Below are 25,883 nucleotides of genomic sequence, written 5' to 3'. Positions count from 1 at the left end.
TGTAAATTATAAACACCACTAGCCATTGTGCACGATTACTTAATTTTTACCGCTTCCCTGGGTGGCAGGTGGTGGGGTAGCCCGGCGCTGTTGCTGCATCGGATTAGGACCCTGTGGACCAAACCGTTGCTGCTGTTTGAACAACTGGAAGCGTGTAGGCTGGGCTACACGCGGGAACGAGTTGTTTTCAGCATCAATGTCAGCAATCTCCTGATAGGGGTCGAGCGTCCATTGGGTCACCTTCTTGGGAGTAGCAATGACCTTTTTAATCGATACGTCATTGAAGCGCCAGATTTCGGCCGGGAAACGAGCTACCGAGTCGGTACCATCTTCAAATTGCATCCGGATAATAACCGGCATCGGTATACCACCTTTGTTCTTGAGCGAAAGCGTGTAGAAATTTGTACCAGCATTCGTTTCAAGGGACTTCCGTTCATCTTCGCTTAGCGTTGCCAGATAATCCTGATATTTCTTTTTGTCAGTATCTGTAACGGCATATGGATCGTAGCTGTTATAAAAATCCTTCATGGTCGAATCTTTCGCTACAACAGTTTCTGCCTTGGTGGCTGCATCACGCTGCTTGCTGATGGTTCCGGCTCGAAGCTGGGCTTCGGCTTTTGCTGCCGCTTTTGTTGCCACTGGATCGCCTGCATCTACTTTAAACCAGTCGACTTCTACAAGATCCTGATCGACGGGCTCAACACCATAAAACCAGCCTTTCCAGAACCAGTCCAGGTCAACGCCCGATGCATCTTCCAGAGTTCTGAAGAAATCGGCAGGCTCGGGCGATTTGAACGCCCACCGGCGGGCATATTCTTTGAAAGCGTAATCAAAGAGTTCACGGCCCATTACCGTCTCCCGAAGGATGTTCAATGCCGTAGCGGGTTTTGCGTAAGCATTCGGACCAAGGCTAATCACGTTATCGGACGAGGTCATAATGGGCGAGAGCACCGATTTGTCGGACTTCATGTAGTCGACAATATACTGAGGCTCGCCCCGGCGGCTTGGGAAATTGTAGTCCCATTCTTTTTCGGCCAGATATTGACAGAATGTGTTTAGCCCTTCGTCCATCCAGGTCCATTGCCGTTCGTCGGAGTTGACAATCATCGGGAAGAAATTATGACCAACCTCGTGAATAATCACACCGATCATGCCCGCTTTCGTTTGCTCTGAATAGGTTCCATCTGGCTCAGGGCGACCACCATTGAACGAAATCATGGGATATTCCATGCCGCCACCAGCCGTTGCATGGCAGGAAATAGCTACTGGATATGGGTATTTGATCGTCCGATTCCCGTACGATTTCAGCGTATGCTCAACTACCCGCGTCGAATACTGACCCCAAAGCGGGTTCCCTTCTTTGGCATAGTAAGACATCGACCAGATTTTGCGTCCATCGCCATAAACATCGGTCTGCATGGCATCCCAGATAAACCGACGGCTGCTTGTGAAGGCAAAATCGCGCACGTTAGCTGCGGCAAACACCCATGTCTTCTTGCTTACTTTATCGCTAGGTTTGGTTTTTAGCGCTGTCTCGGCTTCGTCCTGCGTCACGATAACGACTGGGTTTTTAGACGTAGCCGCTTGCGCCAAACGCTTCTGTTGGGTAGCCGAAAGTACTTGCTTATAGTTCTGGCACTCGCCCGTGGCACCAACAATGTGGTCGCTGGGAGCGGTGATAGCAACTTTGTAATTACCGAAAATCAGGGTAAACTCGCCCTGCCCCAGAAACTGTTTGTTCTGCCAGCCGTTTACGTCGTTATACGCACACAAACGGGGAAACCAGTGGGCAATGAAGTAATTGTAGTTCCCATCTTTCGCGAAAAACTCCATACCGCTCCGACCATAGTATTCGGTGACGAAGTAGTTCCAGTCTACGTTGAATGAATAGCTGGCACCGGGTTTCAAAGGGGCTGGCAGATCAATTCGCATCATGGTTTGGTTGATCGTATATTTAAGCGGGCTGCCTGATTTCGAGTCCTTAACGGATGTAATCTTGTAGCCATACTTATCGGTTGCCTGCTGGCTGCTGCGCTCGCGAACAGACGTCAGGTTCTGCAACTGAGCAAAGCTCATTCCGCTTTCGTTAACACCACCTGTGCGGGTTACACTACCAGTAGAACCTTTGGCGAACAGATTCTGGTCGAGTTGTAGCCAGATAAATGGCAACTCATCGGTTGAGTTATTATGATAGGTAACGGTTTCCGTACCGATAATTTTTTGATTCGCATCATCAAGTTCGACCTTGATGTCATAATCGGCACGATTCTGAAAATAGTCTTTTCCAGGTGCGCCAGCGGCCGTACGGAAGGTGTTTGGTGTAGGCAGCGTTGGCCCGAGCTGTTCAAAACGCGTATTGGCGTTTTGGGTCGGAGCGGTTGGGGCCTGGGCCAATAAAGCTGCCGACCAAAGGGTCAGACCAGCCATCAACACTGTTTTTCTCATAGTCTATTGGAAGTTAAATTCTTGGTTAATTACGACCGGTTCCTTGCTTGGCCGGTGATTGTTGACGTTGTTGCTGCATTGGATTAGGGCCAGCTGCTCCTCCGCCCTGCCGTTGCTGCTTAAACAACTGGAAGCGTGTAGGCTGTGGGGTTGGCGGGAACGTATTGTCTTCAGTATTGATGTCTGCGATCTCATAATAAGGGTCGAGCGTCCATTGCTTCACTTTCTTAGGCGTTGCGATTACTTTTTTAATCGACACATCATTGAAGCGCCAGATTTCGGCTGGAAAGCGAGCTACGGAATCCGTTCCGTCTTCAAACTCCATCCGCACAATGACCGGCATGGGTATGCCGCCTTTATTTTTGAGGGATAGTGTGTAAAAGTTTGTCCCGGCTTCGGCCAGCAGCCGTTCTTCGGCCGAGAGCGAGGCCAGATAATCCTGATACTTTTTGCGATCTTCATCAGTAACTGCATAGGGGTCGTAGCGATTGTAGAAGTCACGCATGGAGCTGTCCTGCGCAACGACTGTCTCATCCTTGCTTAGCGCGTCGCGCTGTTTGCTGATCGTGTTTAATCGTTGCTGAGCAGCTTTCCGGGCTTCGGCCTTCGTTATTTCCGGATTCTGCGAATTAGCCTGGAACCAGTCAACTTTTACCAACGACTGATCGACGGGCTGAACGCCAAAGAACCAGCCTTTCCAGAACCAGTCCAGGTCAACGCCCGATGCATCTTCCAGAGTTCTGAAGAAATCGGCAGGCTCGGGCGATTTGAACGCCCACCGGCGGGCATATTCTTTGAAAGCGTAATCAAAGAGTTCACGGCCCATTACCGTCTCCCGAAGGATGTTCAGTGCCGTAGCGGGTTTTGTATAGGCATTTGGTCCGAACGTATTTCTCGGAATGTTATCCGAACTGCTCATGATTGAGACCTGCTGCGTGGAATCGAGCTGCATATACGGCACGATGTATTGAGGATCGATTCCATGTGCAGGGAAATCGGCATCCCATTCCAGACAGGCTAGCCCCTCCAGAAAACTGTTTAGTCCTTCGTCCATCCACGACCATTGCCGTTCATCGGAGTTGACGATCATCGGAAAGAAGTTATGGCCAACTTCGTGAATAACTACCGAGATGAGGAAATTCTTGGTGCCCTCAGAATACGTGCCATCTGGCTCAGGGCGAGCGCCATTGAACGAAATCATGGGATATTCCATGCCGCCAACGGGGCCATGAACGGAGTAGGCTACTGGATACGGATAGGCGATGGTCCGGCTTGAGTAGGAGCGGAGAGTATGGGCGACAAGTCGGGTAGAATACTGACCCCAAAGTGGGTTGGCTTCTTTAGGATATAATGACATCGCCCAAACTCGTTTCCCTTCCACGTTTGGTTGAAGAGCATCCCAGATGAATTTCCGACTGCTGGCAAAGGCAAAATCGCGGACGTTATCAGCCTTGTAAATCCAGGTTTTAGTCCCTTTAACATCGCCCGGCTTGGCTTTTTCGGCCGCTTCAGCCTCAGCCTGCGTCACAATCTGTACGGGGTTTTCGCCCGGCTTATCACCCCGTCCTTTTGCTTCGTTCCAGCGTTTTTGCTGTGTGGGTGTTAGAATCTGCGCTGGGTTCTGAAGTTCGCCGGTTGCGCCGACAACATGGTCGTTGGGAACTGTCAGCGCGACTTTATAATTGCCAAAAATCAGCGTGAATTCCCCCTGCCCCAGAAACTGCTTGTTTTGCCAGCCAGTCACATCGCTGTAAGCACACAGCCGTGGAAACCATTGAGCAATTTCATAGACGTAATTGCCATCTTTCGGGAAGAATTCAAAACCCGACCGAGCGCCAACACTTTTAACGTCAACAATTTTGAAATTCCAGTCGATTGAAAACGTTACCGATTTCCCCGGTGCCAGTGGCTGAGGTAAATCGATCCGCATCATGGTCTGGTTAATGGTATATTTAATTGGCTTCCCGGCCTGGTCGCGGACAGATGTGATTTTCTGGCCATAATCTTTATCATTAAGAGCCGTCATTGCACCCAGTTGCTGAAACGATGATCCACGTTCGGCACTGATGCTATTGGTTTGCGATGTTCGGCCGGTGGCATCGGGCTTGAACAGGTTCTGATCGACCTGAAGCCAGATATAGGGAAGCGCATCCGTCGAGTTATTGTGGTAAGTAATCGTTTCGGAAGCGGTTATTTTCTGGTTGGTATCGTCGAGAGTCGCTTTGATATCATAGTCGGCACGATTTTGAAAATAATCCTTTCCGGGCGCTCCAGAGGCTGTTCGGAATGTGTTGGGCGTAGGCAATATCGGGCCAAGCTGCTCAAAGCGCGTGTTAGCGTGTTGCGTCGAAGGAGGTGGCGCCTGAGCTTGAGCAGACCATGTTGAAATGGTTAAACTCGTTACCAGCAAAATTATCTTTTGCATAAATTGGATTATAGTTGTTGACAGAAGGGCTAAAAATACAAAAAAAAGATGTTTACCCGATCTGTATTTTGATGAGAATAAGGTGCCAAAGGAGGAGCGGTAATTCTTATTTCAGTAACTCGCCCAAATACTCGTTATTAATAATCAGCGATAAAGCCATTCCGGCCACTATACCCGATACAATGAGTGTCCAGCGAAGTCGGCTGCTTCGGAACACGTCAAGCACAATATAGGCAATCGCCAGTATGATACTGACAATAACCAGTTGCCCAAGTTCCAGCCCAATGTTAAAGGCTAGTAATGGCTTAACAATATCGGCTTCTCGACCTAGTAGACTACGCAGATAATTGGAGAATCCCATGCCGTGAATCAGCCCGAATGCCAGTGCCAGTGCATAGCGCCAGGGCCGGCCTGATTGGTTCGACGACGCCAGCGACCGCGATTTCGTCTCCTGAAAAAAGAAATTCGTTATCGCTGTGATAAAAATTGTGATCGGGATCAGTAATTCGATCAGCGCGGTTTTGTAGGTAATAAGCTGGAGTGTAGCCAGCGCTAAAGTAATCGAGTGTCCAATTGTAAAAGCGGTCACTAAAATCAGAACTTGCCGCCACTGCCTGAGTGTATAAACGGCGCAAAGGGCAATGACAAATAAAATGTGATCATAACCACTGGGGTCCGTAATGTGGTCGAAACCCAGACGGAGGTAAATTAAAAAGTCATCCATGTGCTGAGAAGGGTACGCAGTATTCAGTTTGCGCTGGGCTGACGGGGTAGCCAGAGCAGCAATAATGCTGACGTTTTAGCTGCCATGAGCCTACTTAAACCAACCAGCGTACATGACATAGTTGTTGGCAGTACGCATGAATATTTCTTCCTGTTCGGGCGAAACTACTTTCAGGAATCGGGCCGGATTCCCGGCGTAAATTGAACCGGGTGGTACTATGGTATTTTGGGTAACGATAGCGCCAGCGGCAACGATGCTTCCTGTTCCGATTACGGCTCCATCCATAACAATCGCTCCCATTCCAATCAGCACTTTGTCTTCGATGGTGCAGCCATGAACGATCGCATTATGGGCAATCGATACGTAATTGCCGATTGTGGTCTTATGCCGTTGGTACGTGCAATGAATTACCGCTCCATCCTGAACGTTACAGCGGTCGCCAAATGTGATCGAATTAACGTCGCCCCGAACAACAGCGTTATACCAGACCGTACAATCGCGGCCCATCGTGATCTGGCCAACAAGGGTAGCGTTTTCAGCAAACCAGCAATTGTCGCCAAACGTGGGATGAATCCCATGAACAGGTTTTATTAATGCCATACTGCAAATATAGCTTGTGGTTTGTGGTTTGCAGGGCATTGATACGTTCAGGCAAAAAAAAGGACTGGCCTTTCAGACCAGTCCCAACGGATAGAGCCAACAAATGATTACTTTTTGTCAATCTTATCGCCCATTTTTTCAATGGCATCTTCAATATCGTCGACTGTGCGGTTGGCTTCGCGCTTCACTTTTTTGAAATCATCTTCGCCCGACCGCTGAACTTTATAATAGGAGTCTGACAACTGGCGACGTTTATCCTCAAGATCGTTGATGCGGTCTTCACGTGCTTTTCGATCTTTACGGCTTTCGTTTTTTACCTCGGCTTTGGCATCATCGAGTTGGTCGTCGAGTTTATCCATTTGTTCCGAAATACGGTCGGACAGATCTTTCCGATCATCGCTGTATTTATCATTATTTCGGCTATTCCGGTCGCCACGATCCGTATCCTGGCGACGGTCGCGATCGTCGCGTTGACTATCGCGATCATCATTGCGGCTGTTCTGACTGTTTCGGCTATCGCGGTCGTCGTTCCGCTGATCGTCGCGACGGCTATCTCTATCCCGGTCATCATTACGGTTGTCGCGATCATCCCGATCCCGACGATCAAACAGATTGCTTAAGCCACCCCGATTGCTACGGTCACTATCGTTGTTAGAGCGATCATTATCCCGGTCGTCGCGTTGGGAATCCCGGTCATCATTGCGGTTACTGCGATCATCATAACGCTGATCATTGTAGCCGGATCGATCGTTTCGGCGCGAATCCTGGTCATTATCCCGGTTGTCGTAATTGCGGCTGTTATCGTTTCTATTCCGAGAATTGTTGTCAGAACGGTAGCCATACGAGTCGCGTGAATCCCGATCATCGTAGTTGCTGCGGTTGTTGGAGTAGCGGTCGTTATAAGAGTCTCTGGAGTTGGAGTAGCGATCGCGGTCATCATTGCTGTAGGAATCCCGGCGATCATACGATTGATCATTGTCGCGATTACTGTAGGAATCGCTATCAGACACACGATTGGGCCGGTCGTCCCGGTTATCTGATGACCGATACGAGTTTCGGTACGAATCAGACGAGTTATAGTTGCGCGAATCGTTCCGACTCATGCGTTCATCTTGCCTATCGTCACGATTCCGGCTGGATCTGTCATCCATATCATCCGACGAACGTCTTCGCGAGTCGCGGGTATCACTCGTGCGATCCCGTTGTACCATGTCCTGTCGACTGTTTTTCGAGCCGCCATAGAGCCAGCTTTCAAACGAAGCGCAGGACGACAAACTTGTCATAGCTGCCAGCATAGCCGCTACAACCCATGTTTTCCTTTCCATAACGTTAGTATCATTTGTTGGTATGTTACCAAAAACGGCTCAAAAAACGTACCACACCGTTTTTTGAGCCGTCAGACACTACTAAGCACTAAGTTGGGGAAGCTATTGCCCTAAAAACTGTAGAGATAAATGAACACTCCACAACGAAACGCATGGTCAAAAGCAGGCACATTAATTGACCACTAAAACTCCTGCTCCATTGTAGCTTCGGTAGTCACCATTATACATCGCATCGGCTGAAACAGGGCCTAGTACGAATCGGCCTTTTGAAACGGCTCGGGCGAGGTAATAGAAGGTTCGTTCCTTGCCGCTGGCCGTAGTGTAGAAATTAATTCGATCGTCGCGTAAGTCGAAATGGTCAAGATTGGTCGGGTTCTTGATCCAGGGCATATCGCGCTGTTCGGTCAGTCGTGGATTTTCGACCTCCAGCCCAGCGGGCAGTAAGTCGGTAACAACGACATTCTCAACCTCTAAGCCGTTGGTGCTTGCCAGTGTGATTTTTACAACGACCAGATCATTCTGCCGAATCTCACGCTGCGGATTCCCGTCGCGATCAAGAAACTCCCGACGAACATGCAGACCATTATCCTCTTCGGTAATCCTGCCATTTTCCGGAACGCCTTCACTCTGGACAAAATAATACACATTGCCGGAGCCTTTGGTATTTAAAGTCAATGGTTGATTGCCTGGTACACGTTTAATGTTCAGAAATGCATCGGTCATCGCACCGAGTGATTTTCCGCCAGCCGTTAAAGTCGCCGTAGCGGTGCTGCTGGCCGTCTGACGAGCCAGTTTCCCCAGTGCTAAAAAAGCGAAGGCTGCTTCCTGCGTGTTGAGATAACTCGACTGGCGCAATGCATTCGAGAGCTGACGGGCCAGCGCCGGAACCTGCAAATTGTCGCGATCGGTGTCTACAAGGGCGTCGAGCACCAGGGCGAGGTTCCGCAGGGGTGAGGCATAGCTGCCACCCGTTTGCCGTTCGGTTGTGTTGTCCGTGAATCGTTTTGGTAATATCGCTGTAAAGCTGCGCGTATCGCCTACCCGGAAGAATGCCGACGCCAGCAGGTAGCGGCTGTCAGGTGTTAGCGAACCCGCATTCTGTTTGTAGTAATTCATGGCTGACCGGTTTGGCTTACCTGCCACCGCCAGCGCGTAGAGTGCATAAATACTGGTTCGGCTGGCTACTTTTTTCACGGTTCGTCCACCAGCCTCATCGAAAGAAACGGCATTTTCAGTCGCGGGGTTGTTGGCGAAGTTGGTTAAATGCTCGAGGGCCGAACTGAGTACCGAACTCCGAACCTCATAACCTGCTTCCTGGGCTTCGCTCAGGAAATGCACGGCATAGGCTGTGGCCCACTCATCGACTTCTGTTTGACCAGACCACATCGAAAAACCGCCATTCTGAGCCTGTAATCCCTCAATCTTCTGGATGGCTTGCCTAACATTGGTAGACGGATTCAGGTCACTATCTCCGGCCCGAACAAAATACGTATTGGCCCCAAGCTGTTTGGTTAAATCGGCGAAATAGATCTGCGGAAAAGCTTTGGAAATCGTCTGTTCAATGCAACCATGGGGGTAGCCCAGCAAGAACGACAGCTCTTTGCCATACTGAGCCACCGGTGACCGACTCAATGTAACGCTCGTTCGGGCTGTTCCAGGCAGGAAACGGTTACCGGCCAATGCCAGTGTTTGCGTTTTCCCGCCAGTAACGGCACCAGAGAGGGTGGTTTTCTGCAACGAAGCCGCCGGGCGAACGGTTATGTCCGTTTTCTCGATAAACGTTTCACCCTGCATGGATGTGCCGGAGCCATTCACCGTAACCGTAATTGCGCCGGGACCAATAGCCTGGGTTGCCTTAATTCGGAAGATGGTACGACTTTCGCGGCCGGGCTGAATGGTTAGTTTCTGCGTGGTCAGGCTATCGGCTGAGAGGGGGCCTGTCAGGCTAAGCCGGGCCGTAACAACGGCTGGTTGTTTGGTCGTGTTGCTTAGATTAACGGGAAGTTCGACCTGATCGCCGGGGGTAAGAAAACGCGGTACGCCAGTACTGATCACAATTGGATCGGCTACTTTCATATTGGTGTTTGCTGACCCGAAGGCGTTGTCTTTGTAGGATACCGCCATTACCCGCAGATCGCCCGAAAATTGGGGAATATCGACAGTAAACTCAGCTTCTCCATCCAGTCCTGTTTCCAGAATTCCGCTCCAGAGCGCAACCAGCTTCACCCGGCCATTGCTGAGTGGATTAACCCGTCGTTCAAGATCATAACCATCGCCCCCGACACTGGACGACGAAAGAAGCGAGAGTTCGGGGTAAAGCAGCGCATACAGGTCGTGGCTCCCTACTTCGAGCGCCCGTTTCTGGTAATAGAACCCGTGGGGGTCCGGTGTTTTAAAATTCTTGAGTTGCAGAATCCCTTCGTCGACTACGGCTACCGTTACCTGCGCATTCCGGGCAGTTTTGATCTTTATCGTTTGTTTCGTTTTCGAGCGCGATTGTGTGGCTGCGGTAATCGTGACGGGTAGTTTCGTATCCATATCTTCAACCGATACGGGAGCAAAACCATGGGCAACTGTCAGAGGCAGGTTTGTACCAGCGCCCGAGTCAATCGCCCGGATCAGTGTTGCTGTAACGTATACATTGGGCAGATGCTCGGCCCCGACCGAAAAACTCCACTCTGCTGATTTATTGGTTGTTGTTAGCCAATGATGTTCAAGCACACGGTTTCGTTCGACGGTTACCAGAAGTTTACCATCGAAAGGAGCTTTGAAAAGAACTTTGGCCTTATCCCCCGTCTGGTAAACGGGTTTGTCCAGCGTCATCAGCACCTGTCCTTCCTGACTTACTTCAAACGACGAAGCCGACGTGCTGCCGTAGCCGTAAGCATAAAAGCCCGTAGCGGCATAACTTATTGCGGAAGCATCGGACTGGCCCGGCCGACGAACCCGGATTTCGTATTCGCCCGAAGTCGTTGGTACATACCGGAAGCCAGCTTTACCCGCTTTGAAAATCAGTGTATTGCTGTACACGGATTTCTCGCGCCGTTTGGTCGTGTATTTGATCTGATCGTTCTTTTTTTCGATGACCGTCTGGTAATCGTACCGAATTACCTCTACGCTGGCAGAGGCCGACTGTCGGATGGCACCCGTTGGATCGACGGCAACCAGTTCGGCGGAAACAGGCGCGTTGGTTGCGACATACCGATCGGGCAATCGGACCCCAAAGAATGTATCCTGAGTGAGTACATCGAAGCGCCGAAGCCGATTGACAGGTCGGCCATTTTCGTCAAAAACGGTTACGAACAACTTGCCTTCCAGAACGCCAATGGCCTGATAAAGAGCCGGAATCGGGAATCGTTCGGTTGCCTGCCCATTGGCATTCGTACGACCCTGCCGGAGATCTTTCGGAAATGTCGTTTCGTTCGGAATATCGAAATTGTAGTCGCCAAATCCTTTTGGAGCAAACACCTTCCGTTTAAGCTGCAACTCCATTTCATAGGCGCGGTCAGAAGCAGGGGGGCCAAACAGATTCAACGCAGTAGCTGAGAGCGTGATCGTCTGTCCCGATTTATAACTGGTTTGATCGCTCAGAACATCTACTTTGATGCGATCGGGTATAAACTCTTCGACACTCACGGCCTGTGAGGTTAGCAATACGTTGTTCGCATTCAGCACTTCAATCGTATAGCTGCCCGTGACGGCGGCCGGGTCGAGTGGAATGTCGGTTGTTACAGCTCCCTGCGCATTAGTCGTTTTGCGGAACGCCCGGAATTCGCGGCCATTGGGCATCAGGAGACGAATCAGAACGGGAATTTCGCCCACGCTTGCCCAGGTCTGCGACCGGATTACGGTATTGAAGTGAATGGTTTCGCCGGGTCGGTAAATATCACGATCGCCATATACGAACGCATCGAATCCTGATTCATTATCACGTTTGCCTTCTACATCGAAACGAGATGTTTCGACCTGCGTGTCAGGTAAGAAAAGAAAATTAAAGTCGTCGTTGTCGGGAGCCTCCAGTTTTGCGGTAACCAATGCGATTTTGAAGCCGGGCGCTTTTTCGGCAACTTTCTCAAATCGGGCGAATCCGCTGCCATCGGTTTTTAGCGTATAAACCGACTGATTATTACTGCTAACCAGCGTCAGTTCAACACCTTGCAACGGTTCGGCCGTTTGAATTGAATTGGCCCAGATCAATACTTCGTCTTTGGTCTGGCGAGCTACCAGGCCAATATCCGACACCGATACCAACTGACTTGCCCGCAGATAAGCTTCGTCTTTAGAGCCAACCGTTACCAGATAAACACCCCGGAGTGGATGTTCCTGAAGCGGATGCTCGCCGAGGCTTTTATTGTGGTCGGGTAAGGCCAGATTTAGAGCCGACACGCCCCGAACTTTAGGCAGGTCGGCCGTTTCGACGGTCTTGCTGACGAGCACATCGCTCAGGTCACCCGATTCGTCATCGCTGTAGTTGAATGCGCCAGAAGGTTTCCATTGACCATCGGCATTTTCAGCGTATTCTTCGTAGCGATCTGAGCGGAGGTAGTTCAGGATATTATTTTCGTAGAGCTTCGCGATCTTGATTTGCACTTTGGGCACGTTGACAATAGCCAGGCCTATATTTTTGGCCCCTTTCGACGATAAATACAAGGCTTGTTTGTTGGCAAACTGAATGCTGGCGGGCATTTTTCCGAAAAACAAATCGCGGGTTACGGGCTCGTTAAGCTTCGTGCCAAGCGTGCCCCGGATCTGATCAGTGAGCGTTAACACATACGTATCGGTTTCACTGAAATTGCCGTGAATGATAAAACCATTTTCAGTTAGTTCGGCAGTTGTTTCGACCTCCGGCTGAATGGTGTAGTATCGATTAAGCTCACCGGGTTGTAATTCCTGAGTTGTAATGACCCGTACAACACCCTGTGGTCCTGCGCCAGCGTGGTTGTTTTCGAAACTCGTCTGTACATCGACAATATCGATTTTGTAGCGCGATGGGAGCGTTCCGGTTTCTTCAATCACGTCCTTACTAACATAGGCAGTGTTCGGAATTTTGATCCCTTTATCCAGTTTGATCGCCAACGGTTGTTCATTCTTTTGCGCGGGTGCATTCGCCAGAATTAGGGCTACACTAGTTGGAGCATCGCTTTGGGCAACCTGTGTTGTTAAGGGTTTGTCTTCTGACGAAATGCCTACTTTGGCCGATACCTCAGCCGAACTGATGGGGTAATTGAAGTTAAGCCGGGTCCTGGCTACCGGCTGCCCGGTTTCCTTCGATTTCGCCCACCAGCTTTCGGTGCCAGTCAATTGCAGGTAAGGCGTGTGAAAGGCAATGTCATCGCCAGACACTTTGAGGTCTTTCTGATCAGACCGTTTCAGAATATCATCGGTCAGCTCGGCACGGTAGTCGGTTGCCGGATTAAAGGCGACCGCCGGAGAAAATACCAGCTCGTTCGGGGCGGTCCATTTGAATTTGCCGCGCACGGCTGGAATGAATCGTACATACTGGGTCGAATCCCATTCGTCAAGTTGTGCGTTGGGGCCAACGTTCTTGTTAAACGAGAAGGTGAGATTTTGTGTCTGTTGTACTTCGTCGCCAAAATTGCGACCGACTACCGTTACTTCATTGAATGAAAGCCGGGAACAGTTCAGTAGAAAAAGGAAGGGCGTAAGGATTAACAGGAATAGTCCGCCAATGCGAGAATGGCGGAACAGACGCGTTTTCATATAGTGTAGTAATGAATGGTCAAAGATTGACGAAAAAACCCACTCAAAATTGGTGAGTGGGTTGGTTTTTCAATCTTTGACTTATTGAGCGGTTATCAGTGCGTCGGCGTGAACTGAACATTCGCTATTTTCCAGGAGCCACCCTGCTTGGCCGAGACGATAGAAAACGATACTGTGGTGTCAAATCCCTGACCCTGAACACTACCCTTCGCTTTCCAGGTTCCTGTCATTATAGCTGCGTCGTTGTTGTATTGCCGTGTCCGCGTATTTGAAACAGTAGCGGTTTCGACCACGACATACCCACCAGAAACACCCTGAGCTAATAAGTCTCCTTCAACCGCATTACCGTCGAAGCTGGTAAGGCTGAAATCACTGGCGAGTAGCTTTCCGATGGTGGTGCCATCTTCATCGAGCATAGCCTTAAAGAATGCATTCCCAAGAGCCGTTGGATCTTGCGCTGGGTCGGTAGTTTGTTGGGCAAAACTGACTGTGGTGAACAATAAAGCCGTAGCTAATACAAGTAAAGTTTTCATTGATCGTATGATTGAATTTTCCAACGGAAATGTGTTGATAAATAGTGGAAAAGCAAAATGAAGAAACTATTACTCATTTTTTATCATCACCCGTAAATCGCTATAACGTCCTTTGTCGTCGGCACAGGAGATTTTTAACGGGCCGGGCTGAGGTTTAAAGAAAATGGCTTCGGTTGGTTTTGCTTTTCGATACAGTTTGTCATTGAGGTACCAGAATACGGTTTCTACATCGTTGGCCGCCTGACAACCCAGTTCCAGATCGGCCGGTTGTTTTGGATTGATAAAATAATCGCTACCATCGTTTAGGCTCGTTATCAGCGGCCCCGCGTTGCCACCAAAAACTCGTTCACAAGCCGGATTATGGGGAGGCATTTTATCGAAGGGAATATGCCTGCTCTGGTAAAAGACGGCAACCTCCGGCGATAAATTGGCGTATGATCGGCGTACCGCGCCAGAATCTGGACGACAATGGGCGCAGTAGGATAGTGTTCCTGCTGCGTTCGTAAAAGCGGCTTTTCGATGCTGGCACCGTCGATAATGGGACACGCCCATGATGCAATAGTCGGTGATCGGATTGGCGCAGAATTCGCCGGGTATGTCACCGGTTTCGGGACAGACGAGCCGCATCGACAAACTGCTTGCTGGCTTTCGGAACCATCCATTGGGCGAGTTATAATCCAAGGCATTGAAAAGCTGAAATAATAATGGTGTTGCCGTATTGGCACCACTGAGTTCAGCGACCCCAATGCCTGAAAAATTCCCAACCCATACGCCAATGGTGTAACGCTGATTATACCCAATACTCCAGGCATCGCGCCGACCGTAGGATGTGCCCGTTTTCCAGGCAATTCGGGGGAGGTGATAACTATTGTCGAAATTGTTGGGCAAATCAGGCCGGGTAATCTGTGTGAGCGTATTGGTGATGAGATAGGCAGCTTCTTTTGACACTACGCTGACTCCTTTCTCCTGATTTGGGTGAAGACGGGCCGTTGCGGGCTGAGTAGTGTAGTGTAACTCGCTTACTGTTCCTCCATTGGCCAAGCCTGCATACAATCGGGTCATCTCTTCGAGTGTAACCCCACAACCGCCCAGAATCATGGAAAGCCCTAAATCGCTGGCCTGTTTCCTGATCGTTGAAAAACCGGCTTTGCGCAGCGTTGCAATGAAGGCCGGTGTGCCAACTTCTTTCAGCAGGGAAACTGCCGGTATGTTGAGTGAATTGGCCAGGGCAAACTCGGCCGTAACGGGGCCATTGAATTTCCGGTCATAATTGTCGGGCTCATAACCGTTGAAGTTTGTCGGTACGTCGTTGAGTTTTGTCTTGGGGGTAATAGCTCCCGCATCGAAAGCCAATCCGTATAACAGGGGCTTCAAGGCACTACCCGGCGACCGTATGGCCCGAACCCCATCTACCTGCCCACCGTCGAACGCATTGCCGAAATCAGACGAACCGACATAAGCAATTACTTCTCTGGTTTGGTTATCCACAACCAGTACGGCCGAATTGTGGATATTATACGCTCGAATGCGATTCGAATAGTTCTGAACTAACTGCTCGGCGGTGGCCTGCGTTGCTGGTTGCAGCGATGCGTGAATAATGGGTGAATCGGGATTTTCGGCCCGAAGTCGACGCGACAGATGGGGAGCCAGTTGCGGGGCAGAACGCCGGTAAGCAATGAGTGGCTCATTCAGCGCATCGGTAATGGTTTCATCGTTGAAGAGGTGATTCGTGCGGAAGCGGGTAAGCCAGCGGTTTCGTTCCTGAACAACGAAAGCATTGTTCGTGCCGAGCCTGAGGCTCGATGGTCGATTCGGAATAATAGCTAAGGTGGTTAGTTCGGCCAGACTGAGTAGCTTGGGCGGTTTGCCAAAGTAGAGCAGGGAGGCCGATTTCAGGCCTTCGATATTTCCGCCATATGGAATCAGGTTCAGGTACAGTTGCAGAATTTCATCTTTGGAATAATGGACTTCCAACTGTACGGCCCGGAATAGTTCGATGAGCTTGCTCCGGTAGGTTCGTTGGCGGGGTTCGAGTAGTCTTACGGTCTGCATCGTGATGGTCGACGCGCCCGATGTGCGTCTGCCCGACAGGAGATTTCGCCCGGCGGCCCGAATCATGGCTACCGGATTAAATCCGAAGTGATACCGGAAATACTTGTCTTCCTTGAACAAAATAGCGTCGCGGAGAGTAGGAGTTATTTCGGGCAGTTCGGCATACATCCTCCATTTGTCGTCGCGACTTAAAAAAACGTGCAGGATCGATCCATCACGAGCCGTAATCAGGGTAGAATACGGAATCGTTGTTTTGACCGGAAATGAAAAATCGACGCAGAAAAATAGCAGGAATACAGCCAGAAGAACTTTCACGGAGGGTGATTGTCCGATTCGTTTGGCGATGACGCGAACGTTTCCCAATATTGATCCAATCATTGCTTTGTTCTTCGTGACTTCTCTACACTTTTGGGTCTGGAAAGTAAACGCAAAAATCAGTGAATTCCCTTAATCAACGAAACCATACGTTAAAACGATGACCATTCAGTTCTTTGGTGCCGCTCGTACCGTAACAGGTAGTAAACATCTGCTTACAATCGCATCGGGTAAGCAGATTCTGCTCGATTGCGGGCTATTTCAGGGCATCAATACCGACGAGCTTAATCAGCAGTTCGGTTTCGATCCCGCTCAGGTAGATTATATGGTGTTGTCGCACGCCCATATCGATCATACGGGTTTAATTCCCCGGCTCGTGCGAAAAGGTTTCCAGGGGCCAATTTATACCACATCGGCAACGATCGACCTGTGCGAAGTTATGCTTATGGATAGCGCACGCATTCAGGAGCGTGATCTCGAACGGGTCAATGAGCGACGCCAGCGACGGAGCCAGCCCGAACTTGAAGCGCTTTATGACGAAGATGATGTTCGGCGGGCGTTAGACCAAATGGTGGCTGTTGGCTACAATACACCCTTTGTTATCTGTGACGAGGTAACTGGTTTACTGACCGATGCAGGCCACCTGCTCGGAAGCGCATCGGTAAGCCTGACGATTCGCGAGAATGGCGCAGAAAAGCAGCTCTTCTTTAGTGGCGATATTGGGCGGCCTGACGACAAAATTCTCCGCTCACCCGATACGTTTCCGCAGGCCGACTATATTATCTGCGAATCGACCTATGGTGACCGACTTCATGAGGCCGAGCCTGATATGAAAGCCCATTTGTTACGGATTGTACAGCAAACGTGTGTGGAAGGTCGCGGTAAGCTGATTATTCCTGCTTTCGCCGTTGACCGGACCCAGGAATTGATTTATGCCCTGGACCAGCTATCGAGCGAAGGAAGCCTGCCCCGACTGCCTGTTTATATCGACAGCCCAATGTCGGTAAAAGCAACCGAGGTCATGCGCGATCATGAAGAAGATTTTAATCCTGATATTCTGGCTTATATCAAAAAAGACGGCGACGCTTTCAATTTTCCCAACCTGCACTATGTAGCGGATGTTGAAAGCTCAAAAGCAATTAATGATAGCCGTGAACCTTGTATCATCATTGCGCCATCGGGTATGGCTGAAGCTGGCCGTATCAAGCACCATATCAAGAATAATATCGAAAAGCCAAACACGACTATTTTATTGGTTGGGTATGCATCGCCTACCAGCCTGGGCGGTGCGATCAAACGGGGTGATAAGGAGGTTACTATTTTCGGTGATCGTTATCCGGTTCGGGCGAGGGTAGAGATTATGGATTCTTTCTCTGCACATGGCGATTACCGGGAAATGATCCAGTTTCTGAGCTGTCAGGACCCGACACGCGTCAAAAACGTATTTCTGGTACATGGTGAGTATGACAAACAGGTCATCTGGAAGGAGAAACTGGAAGCCGTTGGTTTCAGGAATATTGACATTCCTGATATGAAACAGAAAGTGACGCTGTGAGAACGGTACCTGGTATACGGTTGCTAATTGCATTCGTGCGGCAGCCCTATGTTAACCCACTTAAATTAAGAACATAAAAATACCCCGGCTTCATCAACCGGGGTTTATTAATTTTGCAGGAAAGTAGAGTTGCTTTGTCAGGTAAAACGTACCCGGGCGAAGCCTCGTGTAAAGCAACGGTTCAGTACAACACGATACACTTTACCAAATTGGGCGTAACACCAGCGTTTAAGCTGTCTTACTTCTTTAGGGATAAGCATTTTGATGGCTTTAGCCAATTCTTTTTCAAACAGGGATTTATCAAAACTCACCTTCTGAAGGATGGTTTTGATATACTCAAGCATAGAAAGCATGGTCTGTCATTTTTTTTGGTTAAAGAAGCTTATGGATACTGAAAGAGGTTGACTGGTTCGTTCTTATTGGGCTACTTAAACCGTAACGGCTGATCTTATAAAATTGTTGCCCCAAATTAACAATGATGCTTGCAATATTCCGCAATTTTCTTGCATTATTTTTTTGTGTCTCAATTGCTGGCTTTAGCCAAGTAATTGAAAATGACATAACTATTGAGTTAGGTCAAACAAATTTTCCGATTGAACGGCCTTTCACTATTTCTGTTATCATTCCCAACAGTGACACCCGGCCATCCATCACTTTTCCTGATATTGCGGGGTTCACCAAAAAGGGGACCTCCGCGAGCGTTACGCCCAGTGAAATTGGTGGAAAAACAATTACTAATCAAGTTATTACGCAAAATTATCAGGCACGGGCACCGGGACGTTTTCGAGTCCCGCCATTTAGTATCCAGGTCAATGATGAAACGGTGCAATCGGAGGGTACGATTTTAGTGGTTCGTTCGTCGGCAACCGCGTCAATTCCTACTAATTTGACGGCTACAGCCATTGTTCCTCCGCCTAATGGGTCGGCTTTCCTATCACTTCGAGCCTCAAAATCTATAATTTTTTCGGGCGAAAGTGTAGCGCTGACGCTGTCGTTTTTTGTCGCCGACAATTATCCTTATAAACTAAGTTTTACCGCTCTCGATAAGCAGTTACAGGCAATCAATAAAAAAATCCGGCCGGCCAATGCGTGGGAAGAAAACCTGAATATAACCGAGCTAAATCCTATGCCCGTATCGGTTGGCGGAAAAAAGTTTCGGGAGTTTCGGCTTTATCAATCCGTTTTTTTTCCGTTATCGAATCAGACGTTAAAATTACCGGCGGTGACCCTGTGGCTGGGCAAGGAGCCTATTATTGGTCCACCATCGGCTAAGCCAGAAACGATTGTCTTTACCAGCAAACCGCTTACTGTGGCCGTTCGGCCGTTGCCAGCGCATCCCTTGCGGGGGCGGGTGCCCGTTGGATTATTCCGCCTGGAAGAAGGCCTGGAACGGCAGCGAGTCAGCGTTGGGCAAAGTGTTCGCTATACATTTTCTGTGACAGGTGAAGGTAATATCGCGACGCTTCCGGCACCCGAAACGCTTAGTGACACCACCGCTGTTGATGTGTTTCCTCCCAAAGAACGCCATACCATTAATAATTCGGGCACGGAGGTTACGGGCCATAAGACGTTTACTTATTTTGTTGTGCCCCATCAGAATGGAATGATTTCATTGATCAATCGCTTTCAATGGATTTATTTTAATCCGCAAACGGCCCGATATGATACGCTTCGACCACGTTTACAGCTACAGGTCGGCAAAAAAGGATCGGCAATCGCTATTAATTCAACGGTAGAAGCTGCGTTGTCGGGCACAAACGGCGAAACCGTTGTTGTAACGCCCGCCGGAGATTCCCTGTATGCCGGTATCGAAACGATGGATAGTACGCATCAACCCTTGAGTATTCCGGTTTTAATTCGAGCGATTGCCAATGTGTTGATTGTATTGATGCTATTAGGAATGATCTTTGTATTTTTTAAGAGATAAATGAGTGGATTCGAGATGATGCATTCGGGAAAGGGTTGTTTTCTGCGATTCAGTATCTGAGCATCGGCATCCACTAGCCATAAGCAAGCATGAGTAGTACGTACGGAACACTATTTAAAATTTCTACTTTCGGCGAATCACATGGGCCAGCCATTGGCGTGGTTATAGATGGTTGCCCGGCCGGATTGACGTTTGATACTGATTTTATTCAGCATGATTTGGATCGGCGTAAACCTGGCCAGTCACGAATTACAACCCAACGGCGTGAGGCTGATGAATTTGAGGTATTGTCGGGCGTGTTTGACGGAAAAACACAGGGAACACCCATCGCACTAGTAATTCGCAATACCGACCAGCGAAGTAAAGACTATGGCCATATTGCCGAACAGTTTCGGCCTTCCCATGCCGATTACACCTATCAAACTAAATACGGCTCCCGTGATTATCGGGGTGGTGGGCGGTCATCGGCGCGCGAAACGGCAGCGCGGGTTGCCGCGGGTGCGGTAGCTAAACTGCTCCTGGCGCAGCAGGGTGTTCAGGTTCAGGCTTACGTTTCGCAGGTTGGTACGATGAAGCTCGAAAAAGCATATGCTGACCTAAATCTGGCCCTTGCCGAAGAGAATCCTGTTCGTTGTCCTGATCCCGAAATGGCCGAACGCATGTTTCAATACATTGACGAAACTCGCAAGCAGGGCGATTCGATCGGCGGAATAGTCGATTGCGTCGTAACGGGGGTCCCAGTTGGTTGGGGCGAGCCGGTTTTCGATAAACTCCATGCCGAACTGGGCAAAGCGATGCTGAGCATCAATGCTGTTAAAGGATTTGAATACGGCAGCGGATTTGCGGGTGCAGCATTGTACGGTTCGCAGCATAACGACGAATTTTATACGGATGAACAAGGGCGAGTTCGTACCAAAACCAACCAGTCGGGGGGAATTCAGGGTGGAATCAGTAACGGCGAAGACATTTACTTTCGCACCGCTTTCAAACCCGTAGCGACCATCATGCAGGATCAGGACAGCGTAGATATTCATGGCCAGCCGGTAACTGTTTCAGGAAAAGGCCGACATGATCCATGTGTTGTACCGCGTGCCGTGCCTATCGTCGAGGCAATGGCCGCTTTGGTGCTCGTGGACATGTACCTGCGCAACAAAGTCTCGCAGATAGACCGCCAGGAGGCCGGAATTTTGTAGATTTGACTTCAGCCTGGAATAAATTCTTTCAGTGCAGACTTATGTCGGCAATAACGGTTGATAAACCAACTGCTCAATATGGAAACGAAGATAACCACATCCCGCGCGAAACGTCGGTCGGCACCGCAAACGGTTGCCGAATTCGAAAAGTGGCTTGCCCGTAAAAAAACGGATGTAAACTACGAGTTCGTGCGGGGAAGAATCATCAGGAAACCCGCCATGAAGCAGGAAGAATTGTTTATTGCTCGATTTTTAATGCGTGCCTTTGCCAAAACACAGTTATACCAGCAAGGAGCAGAAATGTTGTCAGAAGGAGATGCGTATGTCGATGCGTTTCGCAAACGAATCCCTGATTTGGCTATTTTCACCGATGAGCAGATAAGAGAAGCTAAAATAGGTAAACGCTTTATGCCTCCCTTAGCCATCGAGATTTTATCGGACTCAGAGTCGCAGAACGACGTGCTGGAGAAAGTGCAGGACTACTTTGATGCGGGTGTTCAGCTGGTCTGGTACATTGCTCAGAAACAACAGAAAATTTATGCCTACTCCTCGCCCGATGATATCAGGGTATTTAAAGGGCAGGATGTTTGTTCAGCCGCCCCTGTGGTACCCGATTTTCAATTTGTGATCGAGGATTTATTCAAGGCTTGATCCAAGAATAAGAATACTACTTTTTCTTCAGAACAGCCTGCATAATAGCAAAACCCAAAAAGCCGAAGCCAATAGCCTGACCCAGAATGCCTAGTGTCAGTAAGGTCCCGGCTGCATCGGAATGGTTATTTCTGGCCCATGCACCAATCAGGAGAAGCACAATTCCGATTATCCAGAAGGCAGCGGCCAGTAAAACGAATTTATTTTTGATCGTGACCATAATACGATTAGCAAAATTTCCCGTAGAAGCCTTATCTCAATTTCAGTGGAAACACTTCTACAGGTTAATAAATTTACGTCATAAACGCTTAAGACGCACCCTATTTCCTTCTCGACTGGCAATACATCTGCTGATCGCCACCTTATTCCTTTCTACCTTTTGTACGGCTCAATCGGTTGCACATCGCTTTACGTTTCATCGGGGTTTGATGGGCACGCAGTTCAATGTAATTTTTTATACGGCTGATAGTGTAATGGCACAGCGAGCCAATGCCGCCGTTTCGGCCAGAATGGACTCCCTGAATCAGATCATGAGCGATTATCTGGACGGTTCCGAAATTAATCGTTTATCGGCAACCGGTGGTTCCGGCCAATGGGTACCTGTGTCTGCTGAGTTATTCGATGTCTTGAATAAGGCACAAACCATAGCCCGACTCTCAAACGGGCGCTTTGATCCAACCGTCGGACCCTTGTCGCTTTTATGGCGAAGAGCCGTTCGACGAAAGGAATTTCCAACGGCAAAAGAACGTCGTCGGGCCAGGCGGTCAGTGGGTTATCGGTTAATGGAGTTAGATAGCATTCATCATTCAGTAAAGCTTCGACGGTCGGGTATGCGTCTGGATGTGGGTGGTATTGGGCAAGGTTTTGCTATCGATGAAGCGTTGACAGTATTGCACCAGTTCGGAATTCAGTCGGCGCTGATAGACATTGGGGGTGATATTCTGGTAGGCGATCCACCGCCAGATAACCCGGCAGGCTGGCGTGTCGGTATTGGATCAGGAAAGGCCGGAGATCCCGATACCGCAACCGTTTTTCTCAAAAATGCTGCCATAACGACATCGGGCGACACCTACCGGTTTCTGGAGTATAAGGGTCGACGTTACTCACACATTATGGACCCGCGTACTGGTCTGGGCCTGCATCATTTTGTTCGAGCCACTGTGATGGCTCCCAACGGCTACCACGCCGACGCGCTCACGAAAGTATTTAGCGTGGCCGGGTTGACTAAGAGTCGTCGGTTAATTAACCGTTGGCCGGGGGCAAACTTGCTGATTATCGAAACTAAAAAGGGCCAATTGCGCCAATGGCAATTGGCCCCATTCCGGTAACCTATACCTGTTCCACATAAGCAAGCTTCTCATTCAGTTTGATCTGCTTTGGCTTTAATCCGTACAGTATACGAGTGAGAACAAAAGGACGGATCAGGAAATGATATAGCGTAAATAAAAGGAGAAAGCAAACAAGGATCAACGCCACCAACTTCACTGCAATGGGGCTGTTCCATTGAACAATGTAATAGCCTGTTGATACAATAATCGTTTGATGAAGAATGTAAAATGGGTAAACGGCTGAAGTTAAATACCTGAGTGTTGGATTCGTGAAATTTAAATGCCGTTTGGCAAAACCAATAATAGCCAGAATGGTCGACCAGATATGCAGACCGTCAAAAAGGCCGTATAGATAAAGTGAATTATCCTGTTGCTTCGGCAAATTGACCGCCCAGTAATAGTTCCAGAATAAAACGGCCATACAAAGCAGGGAAACTGATAAAAAAAACTTGCGGTATTTTTCGCAGGTGATCCAGAAGGATGATAAATCGCCGAGAAAGTAACCGAAAAAATAAAATGTGATCGATGAGTTAAACACAAACCAATCATCAAATAAACTGCCCTGAGCTGGCCATCGAATATACAAAGTAAAATAGTAGAGTATAAAAGGAATTGCCAGTGATAGATTGGCGAGTGGATGGCTAAAAAACGGATTGATTTTTTGCTTCCAAATCCGCAGAGCCCGAACGTTGAATAAATAGAAAATGGGCAGCAGCAAAATTGTAAATACGAATAAGTAGACTACAAACCATAAATGACTCCAGGTAAGGGTGCCCTCAGGATAGGGGATAAAAGTCCAGACTGAGGGATAGAAATGCCAGTAACTTTCATCGATCCGCTTTTCCTGTAGGCGCTCAAAATACACCTGCAGGGGAATGACAAAAAGCATGGAGAAAAGCAAGGGGATGAATAACCGGATAACTCGCTCCCCGAAAAATGAAAGAACCGACCGCTTCCGTATAGAAAAGCTAACTCCAACTCCCGAAATGAAAAATAATAAAGGTAGCCGCCACTGGTGCAACCAGATTATAAGCCGATCGAGGACGATCGAATGTTCTTCGTTTTTGATCTCCCAGCCAAACCGCACAAAAGGCATGGAGCAATGAAAAAAGATTAAGACCATGAAGGCGAGAACCCTGATCCAATCGATATAGTGTTCTCTTTGGTGCTGAATGGTAGCCATAAAAAGGATTAATATTAGTCCAGTTAGCTACCAGATGCAATACCGGTTATTGGGGTTGCTTATGCCACTCAAACTAGTTATTAATCAAATAGATAGACAGGATTTTACGAATTAAAATAGTCGCTTTCTGAAACAGAATAAGGCCGACTGCACAGTTGGCAGTCGGCCTTATTTTAACCAGATAAATACAGGAAGTTTGGTCTTAAACCGCTATTGTTTTACCCGGTACCGCTATTGGGTAAAACCCATCTTTATCGGGTAAACTCTTAGGCAGAGCATCCCAGGCCAGCGTTGAGGGGAAAAGATCGATCTGTGAATTTAGTGCTTCATCCCACTTCACAACTTTACCAGAGTAAGTAGCCATACGGCCCATAATGGCCGTCATTGTGCTTTTGGCAACACGTTCGGCATCCGCAAATTTATATTCTCCTTTGGCAATGGCTTCGAACAATTCGTCGTGTTCAATCTGGTAAGGATTCCCATCGGCTTTGCTATCATGGGTATAGATCGGCTGACCGTTATAGCCCATCAATGCGCTGCTTTTCTTTTCCATACCTTCAATCTTCCCTTTAGTTCCCAGGAACATTTCGTCGACCCGGCTGTAGGTGCCTTCATAGTGTCGGCACTGGCTGTTGATGGTTGTGCCATCGGCATAGACAAAATCGACAATATGGTGATCGAAAATTTCGCCATAATCTTTGCCTGTTCGTACCTGCCGACCGCCCGTTCCCTGGCACGATACGGGATAACTGTTTTTCACCCAGTTGGCCACGTCAATGTTGTGAACGTGCTGTTCATTAATGTGATCGCCACAGAGCCAGTTAAAATAATACCAGTTACGCATCTGGTAATCCATTTCAGTCTGATTTGGTTTGCGGGGCTTCTGCCAGACTCCTCCGCTAACCCAGTACACCTGTCCGCCCACGATGTCGCCTAAGGCACCGTCGTGGATGCGCTTAATCATATCGCGGTAGCTGGGTTGATAGCGCCGTTGTAAACCTACGACTACGTTTAATTTTTTCTTTTTGGCCTCTTCCGCAGCTGCCAACACCCGACGAATGCCCGGAGCGTCGGTGGCAACGGGTTTTTCCATGAAAACCTGCTTGCCCTGCCGAACAGCCTCTTCAAAGTGGCTTGGCCGGAAACCGGGTGGAGTAGCCAGAATTACTACATCCGCTAAGGCCATAGCCTGTTTGTAGGCATCAAACCCAACGAACTTATGGTCTTCCGGCACGTCTACTTTTGGCGTTCCATCGGCCGCTTTGGCACCACGTCCGATCAGAGCCTTATAGGCATCGTCGAGACGGTCGCGGAAGGCATCGGCCATGGCAACGATTTTGACGTTTTGTTTCGTGCTAAGAGCCTGTTGAGCAGCACCCGTTCCACGGCCACCACAGCCAATCAAAGCTACTTTTATTGTATCGTTCGCTGAAAAATGATAGCCAGGATGGCCAGTTTCGGCCTTTGCGCTGAACGGTAGACTGCCAAGTAGGGCACCACCTGTCAGCAGGCCGGAGGTTTTGAGGAAATCACGCCGGTTTGATTCGTTCGTCATCGTGGTAAGAGAGTATCGGTTGAGAAATAAGATGCTTAACAATGAAAAGGCATCTTAATTAGATATTTACTACTTTATCTATTGTCGAAGATCCATGAATTTGTTTGCGATTGACTGGTGAATGAATCAGCCAGGTAGCCGACGTGGTATGGGTTTCTTAAAAAAAGTGGTGTGAGTTTCTTAAAGATGTGGTGTCGGTTTCTTAAAACCGACGCTATGAGGGTTAGCCGACGCGATTCTCAAAACCTCGTCGTTCATGCCGGATGCGGTTTAGCAACCCGCAGGGGCAGGTTTAAGGCCATGCCCTAACGCCAAAACACTCTTTGAGCCTAATAAGACAGGAAACCCATT

Annotated in this window: 17 protein-coding genes; 5 read left to right on the top strand and 12 right to left on the bottom strand. The window is 48.9% G+C overall.

Going from position 1 to position 25,883, the window contains the following annotated elements; translation table 11 throughout:
* Nucleotides 1-39: 39 nt before the first annotated feature.
* The 8 genes from GJR95_RS27090 to pbpC all read right to left on the bottom strand — a co-directional run bounded on the left by GJR95_RS27090 (nt 40) and on the right by pbpC (nt 16,203).
* On the bottom strand, nt 40-2,445 hold the full coding sequence (locus GJR95_RS27090) for a M1 family metallopeptidase (protein ID WP_162388830.1): 2,406 nt from the start codon (nt 2,443-2,445) through the stop codon (nt 40-42).
* Between the two features lie 25 nt (nt 2,446-2,470).
* Complete coding sequence (locus tag GJR95_RS27085) at nt 2,471-4,870, bottom strand: M1 family metallopeptidase (RefSeq protein ID WP_162388829.1); 2,400 nt, start codon at nt 4,868-4,870, stop codon at nt 2,471-2,473.
* Nucleotides 4,871-4,976: 106 nt separating this feature from the next.
* Nucleotides 4,977-5,594 (bottom strand): HupE/UreJ family protein, encoded by a 618-nt coding sequence (locus GJR95_RS27080; protein ID WP_162388828.1) that lies wholly within the window; start codon nt 5,592-5,594, stop codon nt 4,977-4,979.
* Between the two features lie 90 nt (nt 5,595-5,684).
* Nucleotides 5,685-6,194 carry a gamma carbonic anhydrase family protein gene (locus GJR95_RS27075; protein WP_162388827.1) on the bottom strand — a complete coding sequence of 170 codons (510 nt, stop codon included), beginning with the start codon at nt 6,192-6,194 and terminating at the stop codon, nt 5,685-5,687.
* Nucleotides 6,195-6,301: 107 nt separating this feature from the next.
* Nucleotides 6,302-7,519, bottom strand: coding sequence for a sll1863 family stress response protein (locus GJR95_RS27070; protein ID WP_162388826.1), 1,218 nt, complete (start codon nt 7,517-7,519; stop codon nt 6,302-6,304).
* A 171-nt stretch (nt 7,520-7,690) separates the two neighbouring features.
* Complete coding sequence (locus GJR95_RS27065; RefSeq protein WP_162388825.1) at nt 7,691-13,240, bottom strand: alpha-2-macroglobulin family protein; 5,550 nt, start codon at nt 13,238-13,240, stop codon at nt 7,691-7,693.
* A gap of 95 nt (nt 13,241-13,335) precedes the next feature.
* Nucleotides 13,336-13,773, bottom strand: a complete 438-nt coding sequence (locus GJR95_RS27060; RefSeq protein WP_162388824.1) for a nuclear transport factor 2 family protein — start codon at nt 13,771-13,773, stop codon at nt 13,336-13,338.
* 69 nt (nt 13,774-13,842) lie between these two features.
* Complete coding sequence (gene pbpC, locus GJR95_RS27055) at nt 13,843-16,203, bottom strand: penicillin-binding protein 1C (protein WP_162388823.1); 2,361 nt, start codon at nt 16,201-16,203, stop codon at nt 13,843-13,845.
* A gap of 97 nt (nt 16,204-16,300) precedes the next feature.
* Here pbpC and GJR95_RS27050 point away from each other — a divergent pair, with 97 nt between their 5' ends.
* Nucleotides 16,301-17,695, top strand: coding sequence for an MBL fold metallo-hydrolase RNA specificity domain-containing protein (locus tag GJR95_RS27050; protein ID WP_162388822.1), 1,395 nt, complete (start codon nt 16,301-16,303; stop codon nt 17,693-17,695).
* Between the two features lie 137 nt (nt 17,696-17,832).
* Here the strand turns inward: GJR95_RS27050 and GJR95_RS27045 are convergent, their stop codons facing one another.
* Nucleotides 17,833-18,048 (bottom strand): hypothetical protein, encoded by a 216-nt coding sequence (locus GJR95_RS27045; RefSeq protein ID WP_162388821.1) that lies wholly within the window; start codon nt 18,046-18,048, stop codon nt 17,833-17,835.
* Nucleotides 18,049-18,170: 122 nt separating this feature from the next.
* Here GJR95_RS27045 and GJR95_RS27040 point away from each other — a divergent pair, with 122 nt between their 5' ends.
* From GJR95_RS27040 to GJR95_RS27030, 3 genes are all read left to right on the top strand, one after another.
* A complete protein-coding gene (locus GJR95_RS27040; protein ID WP_162388820.1) occupies nt 18,171-19,622 on the top strand; it encodes a BatD family protein in 1,452 nt (483 codons plus the stop codon).
* An 89-nt stretch (nt 19,623-19,711) separates the two neighbouring features.
* A complete protein-coding gene (aroC, locus tag GJR95_RS27035) occupies nt 19,712-20,815 on the top strand; it encodes a chorismate synthase (RefSeq protein WP_162388819.1) in 1,104 nt (367 codons plus the stop codon).
* Between the two features lie 78 nt (nt 20,816-20,893).
* Nucleotides 20,894-21,466, top strand: coding sequence for a Uma2 family endonuclease (locus GJR95_RS27030; RefSeq protein WP_162388818.1), 573 nt, complete (start codon nt 20,894-20,896; stop codon nt 21,464-21,466).
* Nucleotides 21,467-21,482: 16 nt separating this feature from the next.
* On the opposite strand, the gene GJR95_RS27025 is transcribed toward GJR95_RS27030, so the two are convergent.
* Entirely contained in the window at nt 21,483-21,686 is a 204-nt protein-coding gene (locus GJR95_RS27025) for a hypothetical protein (protein ID WP_162388817.1), read from the bottom strand.
* Nucleotides 21,687-21,894: 208 nt separating this feature from the next.
* Between GJR95_RS27025 and GJR95_RS27020 the strand changes: the two genes are divergently transcribed.
* Nucleotides 21,895-22,794, top strand: coding sequence for an FAD:protein FMN transferase (locus GJR95_RS27020; protein WP_162388816.1), 900 nt, complete (start codon nt 21,895-21,897; stop codon nt 22,792-22,794).
* Between the two features lies 1 nt (nt 22,795).
* On the opposite strand, the gene GJR95_RS27015 is transcribed toward GJR95_RS27020, so the two are convergent.
* Together GJR95_RS27015 and GJR95_RS27010 are read right to left on the bottom strand one after the other, a co-directional pair.
* On the bottom strand, nt 22,796-23,977 hold the full coding sequence (locus GJR95_RS27015; RefSeq protein ID WP_162388815.1) for an acyltransferase family protein: 1,182 nt from the start codon (nt 23,975-23,977) through the stop codon (nt 22,796-22,798).
* Nucleotides 23,978-24,179: 202 nt separating this feature from the next.
* On the bottom strand, nt 24,180-25,532 hold the full coding sequence (locus tag GJR95_RS27010; protein ID WP_162388814.1) for a Gfo/Idh/MocA family protein: 1,353 nt from the start codon (nt 25,530-25,532) through the stop codon (nt 24,180-24,182).
* Nucleotides 25,533-25,883: the final 351 nt, after the last annotated feature.

The organism is Spirosoma endbachense, assembly GCF_010233585.1.
GTDB classification, from domain to species: domain Bacteria; phylum Bacteroidota; class Bacteroidia; order Cytophagales; family Spirosomataceae; genus Spirosoma; species Spirosoma endbachense.
Note: the sequence above shows the minus strand (reverse complement) of the source record. Positions and strands in the feature narration are given on the sequence as shown.